The sequence below is a fragment of the Janthinobacterium sp. BHSEK genome (genome assembly GCF_056174685.1).
The window spans coordinates 20657-28373 of record NZ_JBWBYV010000113.1 but is presented as its reverse complement, the minus strand read 5'-3'; the positions used below and the strand labels follow the sequence as shown (position 1 = coordinate 28373).

Annotated in this window: 4 protein-coding genes; all 4 read right to left on the bottom strand. The window is 67.4% G+C overall.

Annotated features, from left to right (window positions below):
- Positions 1-202: 202 nt before the first annotated feature.
- The 4 genes from AC0V2Y_RS26830 to paoC all read right to left on the bottom strand — a co-directional run bounded on the left by AC0V2Y_RS26830 (position 203) and on the right by paoC (position 7716).
- The gene (locus tag AC0V2Y_RS26830) at positions 203-2719 is read right to left on the bottom strand and encodes an ATP-binding protein (RefSeq protein WP_475416937.1); all 2517 of its coding nucleotides are present in this window, start codon (positions 2717-2719) and stop codon (positions 203-205) included.
- 10 nt (positions 2720-2729) lie between these two features.
- The gene (locus tag AC0V2Y_RS26825) at positions 2730-3758 is read right to left on the bottom strand and encodes an ABC transporter substrate-binding protein (RefSeq protein ID WP_475416938.1); all 1029 of its coding nucleotides are present in this window, start codon (positions 3756-3758) and stop codon (positions 2730-2732) included.
- The gene (locus AC0V2Y_RS26820) at positions 3755-5392 is read right to left on the bottom strand and encodes a response regulator (protein WP_475416939.1); all 1638 of its coding nucleotides are present in this window, start codon (positions 5390-5392) and stop codon (positions 3755-3757) included. Before AC0V2Y_RS26820 ends, AC0V2Y_RS26825 begins: the two co-directional genes overlap by 4 nt.
- Positions 5393-5517: 125 nt before the next feature.
- The gene (gene paoC, locus AC0V2Y_RS26815) at positions 5518-7716 is read right to left on the bottom strand and encodes an aldehyde oxidoreductase molybdenum-binding subunit PaoC (protein WP_475416940.1); all 2199 of its coding nucleotides are present in this window, start codon (positions 7714-7716) and stop codon (positions 5518-5520) included.
- Position 7717: the final 1 nt, after the last annotated feature.

Genomic DNA, 7717 nt, shown 5'->3' with positions numbered 1-7717 from the left:
TCACAGTATCGCCCTAATTTAACGACAAGTCGTTTGACGCGCTTGGACAGACAACAGACATTCTCATCACGCCTTTGGCAAAGGCTGGAATGACGGGTCCATCCATGCAAGTCTAGTGAGTCGTCACGCGGCTGTGCGGACATCGCAGTGAAGCTTGATACGGATTAAACAAGGATGATCGGGGTTGAACGACTCGGCGGCGCTACCCCGTCGAAATGACCTTGTTCAGGGCGCGCCGCAATTCCTTCAGCCGGGGCGGCTTGCCCAGCACGCAATTGACGTCTTCCGGATAATCGCTGTCGGCCGCCAGGCGCTGGCCCCAGCCCGTGAGCATGATGATGGGCGTGGCCGGCGAACGCTGGCGCACCGCGCTGGCCACCTTGCGCCCGTCCACGTGGGGCATGCCCAGGTCCGTGATGACCACGGCGAAATGTTCGCGCCGCTCGTATGCGGCCTGGAAGCAGTCGATGCCGGCCTGGCCGCCGTCGGCCGACACCACCTCGTGGCCATCGATTTCCAGGATGTCGCGCAGGGACTTGAGCACCATCGGGTCGTCGTCCACCACGAGGATGCGCAGGCGCGGCGGCACAAGGTAGGCCGTGTCGGGCGCTTCATTTTCCTCGTGCGCCGCGCAGGCGGGAAAATCCAGGCGTACCGCCGTGCCCTGCCCCGGCGCCGTGACGATGTCGATGCTGGCCCCGTGGCGCTCCATCATGCCGTACACCATGGCCAGGCCCAGGCCCGTGCCCCGCTCGCCCTTGGTGGTGAAAAACGGCTCCAGGCAGCGGCGGCGCGTATTCTCGTCCATGCCGATGCCCGTGTCGGCTACTTCTATCCGCACCTGCCGCGCCGCCTCGCCCGCCGCGCCGGTGCCGCTGGTGCGCACGCTCAGGGTGCCGCCTTCCGGCATGGCGTCGACGGCGTTGAAGACCAGGTTCGTCAGCGCTTCGCGGATTTCGCCCGCACTGCCCGGCAGCATGGGCAAGCCGTCCGCCAGCTCCGTGCGCAGGGCGATGACGATGCCGCGCTGCTGCGGCATGTCGCTCCAGCGCGCGCGCGTCAGGTCCAGCACCTGCCGCACCACCAGGTTGGCGTCGATGGGTGCCAGGGCCACTTGCGGTTCGCGCTGGCGGTAGAATTCGCGCATGCGCGCCACAGTGGCGGCCACGTCGTCGATGGCGCGCTCGATGACTTCCAGGCAATGCCGGCCCTGCGCACTGAGATTGGTTTCCGTCTCCAGCAGCGATTCCGTGTACAGGGCAACGGGAGAAATGGCATTATTGATATCGTGCGCGATGCCGCTGGCCATCTGCCCCAGCGCGCGCAGGCGCTCCTGCTGCATCACAGACTGCTGCGTCTGGCGTAAATCGTCGTACGCGCGCTGCAGCGCGCCGTAGAGCTGCGCCTGGTTGGCGGCCAGCGCCACATGTTCGCTCAGCTGGCTGAGGAATTCGCATTCGCCGCTGGTAAAGCTGTGCGCGGCGCGGCGCGCCACGATGAGGATGCCGAAGACCGTGCTTTCGGCCAGCAGGGGCGCCATGACGAGGGCGCGCAGGCCCCCTTGCGCCAGGCGCTGCGGAAACGGAAACGCCACCTCGCCGATGTCCGCTTCATACACGAGCTTGCCGCGCACGCAGCTCGACAGGCCATTCTCGTCGATAGGGATGTGCGCCTGCTCGCCCATCATGAACGACAGCGCCAGCGCCTCGCTGCGCACGCCCACGCACGTCACCTGCAGCGCGTGTTCGGACGGCCGGTACAGGCAGATGCAGCTGAAATCGATGGGCAGCTGCTCTTCCAGGCTGCGCACCACCACCTGGAAGATGCTGCGCAAATCCTGCCGTTCGCCGATCGAGCGCGTGATCTGCTGCAACAGGTTCAGACGTTCGAGCTGTTCCTGCACCTTGCGCTCGGCCAGCTGGCGCTCGGCGATCTGCGTTTCCAGGGCGGCATTCGCGTGCGCCAGCGCGTCGCGCGAGACGGTGGTGCGGCGCAGCTTGTCCGTCATGCCGTCGAAGGCGCGCGCCAGGTCGCCGATTTCATTCCTGGTATGCACGCCGAGCGCAAAATCGAGCTTGCCGGCGCCGACGATGAGGGTGCCCTGACGCAGCTTTTCCAGCGGTCCCGTGACGCTGGTCATGGTGAAATAGATCAAGCCGGCCACCAGCGCGATGATCAGGCCGCTAAACAGCATGACGGCCACGTTGGCCCGCCGCTGCGCATCCAGCACACCCTGCCGGCTCAATGCGGACAGCCGCATCGCATCGGCGATCATGCCCTGCACCTTGCCCATGATCTGGCCGGACAGGCGCGACTCCAGCTCACTCAGCACCTCGCGCCGCCGCGGGTCCTGCCCCAGCTCGCGGTGATTCGCGACAAACAGCTGGAACAGGCCGCCCACGCGGGCCAGGTCGCCCCGCAATTCGCGCAGCAACGCGCGCTCTTCGGCCGTGCCGAAGGCGGGCGTGGCCAGCAGGCCGGTGGACAGCGACTCGCTGCGCAGCTGCCACTGGGCCCGCGTGCGCGCGCCATGGTGCAGCGCATATTCGATCGACAGGTAGCGCAGCGACGTGACGGCTTGCAGGATATCGGCCGCCGCCTTGTTCTTCGCCAGTTCGCGCTGCATCGCCATGCTGGTGGAAAACAGCACGGCGACGATGATGGCCACGAGCGCCACGCAAAACAGCTCTGCCAGCTTGAAGCGCGTGACGATTTTCATGGTGGCCGTCTCAATGGATGACCGTTACGGCCGATGGCGCCACGGCTTCCAGGCCTTCCAGGTAGACGGCATCGAGGAAGTTCGGCATCTCGCCGTTCCCGGCCAGGCGGTTCCTGATGGCCCAGCGCGCCTCGTCTTCCAGCGCCAGCAGCAAGCCCTGGTCGAGCACGACGCCGAAGCGGTAACCGTGCCAGGCCGCCTGCAGGCGCGCCGCCTCGCTGGCCGACGCCCTGGCAAACAAGGCGCGCGCGGCATCGGGCTCGTCCCGGCAGAAGCGCGCGCCGGCGAGCAGCGCGCGCAGCACCTTGCGCACCGTCGCCGGGTGGCTGCGCACGTAATCGCCCGTGCCGGCCACGTTGAACAGACCCGCATACACATCCTCGCCGTAGAAGATGGCCGCCTTGCCCTCGAGGCCATGCGTCATGCCCGTCAGGAACGGTTCCCAGCCGGCCGCCGCGTCCACCTCGCCCCGCGCCAGCGCACCCGCCAGCTGCTGCGGCGCGTAGTTGCGCACGGTGACTTCGCCGGGCAACAGCTTCTGGCGGTTCAAAAAGGCGTCCAGCGCGAATTGGCCCGACGTGCCCAGGGTCACGCCGATGCGCTTGCCCTTCAGGCTGGCGGGCGTGGACACGCCGCGGTCCAGGCGCCCCACGATGCCGTGGTCGCGCTCTGCCTCGAAGATGCTGGCGATGATGACGACGGACTGTTTCTGCAGGCTGGCCAGCACCACGGGGATGTCGGACACCGTGCCCAGGTCGGCCTTGCCCTGCAGCACGGCTTCCAGCGACGCCTTGCCCGACGAGTACGGCTGCAGCAGCGCATCGATGCCTTCGCGCGCAAAATGGCCCTGCGCGTGCGCGGCCAGCACGGGACAGCTGCCCACGTATTCCGCATTCACGGCCAGGCGCAGCTTTTCCACCGGGCCGGGCGGCGGCGCGGGACGGGCGTCGAGCCGCCACACGGCGATGCCGGCCAGCGCCACCAGCAGGAGCGCGGCCGCCAGCCAGACCGCCCGCCGCGCCGGCGCAGCGCCGCTCATGCGCTGCACGGCGCCGTGGCCGGCTCCAGCGCGCTGTTGATGGCCTCGGAAAACGCCACCACGTCGATCGGCTTGGTCAGATAGCGGTAGAAGCCCGCCGCCAGTCCCTGGCGCACGTCGCCCGGTCCCGCCACGGCCGTCAGGGCGATGACGGGAATATGCGCGGTGCGGGCATCGGCACGCAGCAGCTGCATGACTTGCGTGCCGCTGATGTCGGGCAGGTCGCTATCCATCAGTATCAGCTGCGGCAGGTGGCGGCGCGCCATGTCCAGGCCCGTCTGCCCGTCACCGGCCGACAGCAGGTCGAGATCGGGGCGATAATGGATCAGGCCCGCCACCAGCGTCACGTTCAGGGGATTGTCTTCCACATACAGCAGCGTCTTGCGCTCCGGCAGGGGCATCGTTTCAGCGGGCCGGGCAATGGCGGACAGGCGCGGGCTCTCTTGCGGCGGCTGGCGTGCCGGACAACTGGCGATGTCGAGCCAGAAGGTGCTGCCGCGCCCGGGCGTGCTGGCCACGCCTATGGTCGCCTGCATGGCTTCAGCCAGGCGCTTGCTGACCGCCAGCCCCAGGCCCGTGCCCTCCTCGTCGCGCGCATCGCGTCCCAGGCGGTTGAAGGGCTGGAACAGCACCTCCAGCTGCGCGGCGCTCAGCCCGCCGCCCGTGTCGCGCACGGACAGGCGCAGCTGCCGTGCATCGACGGGCTGGCAATCGACGTGGATCTCGCCCTGTTCCCGGTTGTACTTGACGGCGTTCGACAGCAGATTGATCAGCACCTGCTTGAGGCGCGTGCGGTCGGCCAGTACGTGCATGTTGCCCGCCTCGACGAACGTCAAGGTGATGCCGCGCTTGCGCGCCAGCGGTTCCATCATTTGCCAGCATTCATGGTAGATGCCGGCCAGGCCCACGGACTCCATCGACAGCGACAGATTGCCCGACTCGATTTTGGCGATGTCGAGGATATCGTTGATCAAAGTCAGCAAATGCCGGCCCGCGCCGAAGATGTGCGAGGCAAAGGTTTTCTTTTCCTGCGCCGTCGAGGGGATGGAATCAGACGTCAGCATCTGCGAAAAGCCCAGGATGGCGTTGAGCGGCGTGCGCAGTTCGTGGCTCATGCTGGCCAGGAAATTGGTCTTTTCCTGGTTCGCCCGCTCCGCCACCTCGCGGGCCAGCCGCAAATCCCGGTTCATGGCGTCGAGTTCGGCCGTGTGCTGGCGCAGCAGAAGTTCCAGGCGTGCATTGGCGATGCGCAGCTGGCGCGTTTCCAGCGCCCGCGCCAGTATCAGCAGGATGCCCGAGACCTTGAACGGCTTGACGACGTAATCGAGCGCGCCCGCCTGCATGGCTTGCACGGCCGAGGCGATCGTGCCTTCGCCCGTCATGACGATGCAGGCCAGGTCAGGATCGATCTGCCGCGCCGCTTCCACCACGGCGATGCCGTTCATGCCCGGCATCATCAGGTCGACCAGCAGCAGGTCGAACGATTCGACGGCCAGCAGGGCCAGCGCCGCCTCGCCCGAAGCGAGCCCCGTCGTGTCGTACGCCTGGCCGCGCAAGGTGTCGCACAGGGCGCGCACATGCGCCAGCTCGTCATCGACGATCAGTATCCGCGGCGGCATTGATGAGCTGTTCATGCATTCTCCTGGCGGCAGGGGCTTGCGGCGAGGAAACTTTCTCCGCAACATGCGTTCCGAGCATAGCACTTGAAAATTACCAAAAATACACGCTTTGTCACGCGCGCGGCCGCGCCAGGCCGAAGCTAGCTCATGGCGGGCAGCCCCCGCAGCAGCTTGTCCAGGGTGAGCGGATACTCGCGCACCCGCACCCCCGTCGCGTTGTAGACGGCGTTGGCGATGGCGGCCGCCACGCCGCAGATGCCCAGCTCGCCCACGCCCTTGGCCTTCATGGGCGAGGACATGGGGTCCGTTTCGTCGAGAAAAATGACGTCCTGGTGCGGGATGTCGGCGTGCACGGGCACTTCGTAGCCGGCCAGGTCGTGGTTGACGAAGAAGCCGCGCCGCCGGTCAACGACGAGTTCTTCCATCAGGGCCGCGCCCACGCCCATGGTCATGGCGCCGATCACCTGGCTGCGCGCCGCTTTCGGGTTCAGGATGCGGCCGGCCGCGCACACGGCCAGCATGCGGCGCACGCGCACTTCGCCCGTGTCGCCGTCCACGCCCACTTCCACGAAATGCGCGCCGAACGTCGATTGCTGGAATTTCTTGTCGAGGTCGCCGTATTCCATGCGGTCTTCGGCGACGACGTCGCCATGAAAGGCGGCGGCCGCGAGCGGCACGCTGCGCTCGCCCTGGCTCACCTGGCCGTCGGAAAAGCGCGCCTCCTTTTCATCGAAGCCCAGCTTGCCGGCGATGGCCTGGCGCAGGCGCACGCAGGCCGCGTACACGCCGGCCGTGGCACTGTTGCCGCCCCACTGCCCGCCCGAACCGGCTGAAACGGGGAAATCCGAGTCGCCCAGGCGCACGACGACCCGGTTCAAGGTCACGCCCAGCATTTCCGCCGCCGTCTGGGCGATGATGGTATAGCTGCCCGTGCCGATATCCGTCATGTCCGTTTCCACGGTCACGATGCCCTTGCCGTCCAGGCGCACGCGGGCGGCGGACTGCATGACGAGGTTGTTGCGAAAGGCGGCCGCCACGCCCATGCCCACCAGCCAGCGGCCGTCACGCCGCATGCCCGGCTGCGTTGCTCTCTCCTTCCAGCCGAATTCCACGGCGCCCGTGCGCAGGCAATCGATCAGGCGGCGCTGGGAAAACGGCCGCCCCGGCTTTTCCGGGTCTACCTTGGTGTCGTTCAGGATGCGCAAGACGATGGGGTCCATTTTCAATTTCTCCGCCAGCTCGTCCATGGCAATTTCCAGTGCCATCAGCCCCGGCGCCTCGCCCGGCGCGCGCATGGCGTTGCCTTCCGGCAAATCGAGCACGGCCAGGCGCATGGCCGTCATGCGGTTGGCGCCCGCATACAGCAGCCGCGTCTGCATCACGGCCGTTTCCGGCTGGCCTCCCTTCAGGTCGCCGGACCACGATTCATGGCCGATGGCCGTGATCTTGCCGTCGCGCGTGGCGCCGAGGCGCAGGCGCTGGATGGTGGCGGGCCGGTGCGTCGTGTTGTTGAACATCAGGGGCCGCGTCAGGGCCACCTTCACGGGACGCTGCGCGGCGCGCGCGCCCAAGGCCGCCAGCAAGGCTTCCGCGCGCACGAACAGCTTGCCGCCGAAGCCGCCGCCGATATACGGCGAAACGATGCGCACCTTGTCTTTCGGTATGCCTAAAGTGCGGGCCAGGTCGCCCCGGCTCCAGTCCACCATCTGGTTTGCCGTCCAGACCGTCAATTGATCTCCCTCCCAGGCGGCGATCGAGGCGTGCGGCTCCAGCATGGCGTGCGACTGGTCAGGCGTCGTGTAGGTCGCGTCCAGCCGCACGGGAGCATGGGCATAGGCGCCGGCGAAGTTGCCCGTCTTGCTGTCGGGCTTGCCATCCTTCGGCTTGGCGGCGCTGCCCTTGGCCTTGGCCAGGTCGAAGGCGCCCGGCTGCGCGACATACTTGACGTCCAGCAACTGCGCGGCCGAACGCGCTTGCTCGAACGTTTCCGCCACCACCAGCGCGATGGCCTGGTGGTAATGCTCGATGTCCGGCCCGCCCAGCAGCTTCGCCGTGTTCATCTTGCCTTTGCCCAGCTTGCCCGCCGACTCCGCCGTCACCACGGCCAGCACGCCGGGCGCGCGGCGCGCGGCGCCCGTGTCGATGGACACGATGCGCCCCTTGGCAATCGCCGCGCCGACGACGTGGCCATAGGCCGCGTGCGGCGCGGCCTTGTTCTGTTCATACGCGTACGGCGCCGTGCCCGTGGTTTTCAGGGGGCCGTCGATGCGGTCCGTGGGGCGGCCCACGACTTTCAGCTGGTCGATGGGATTGGTGGTCGCAGGTGTCGTGAATTTCATG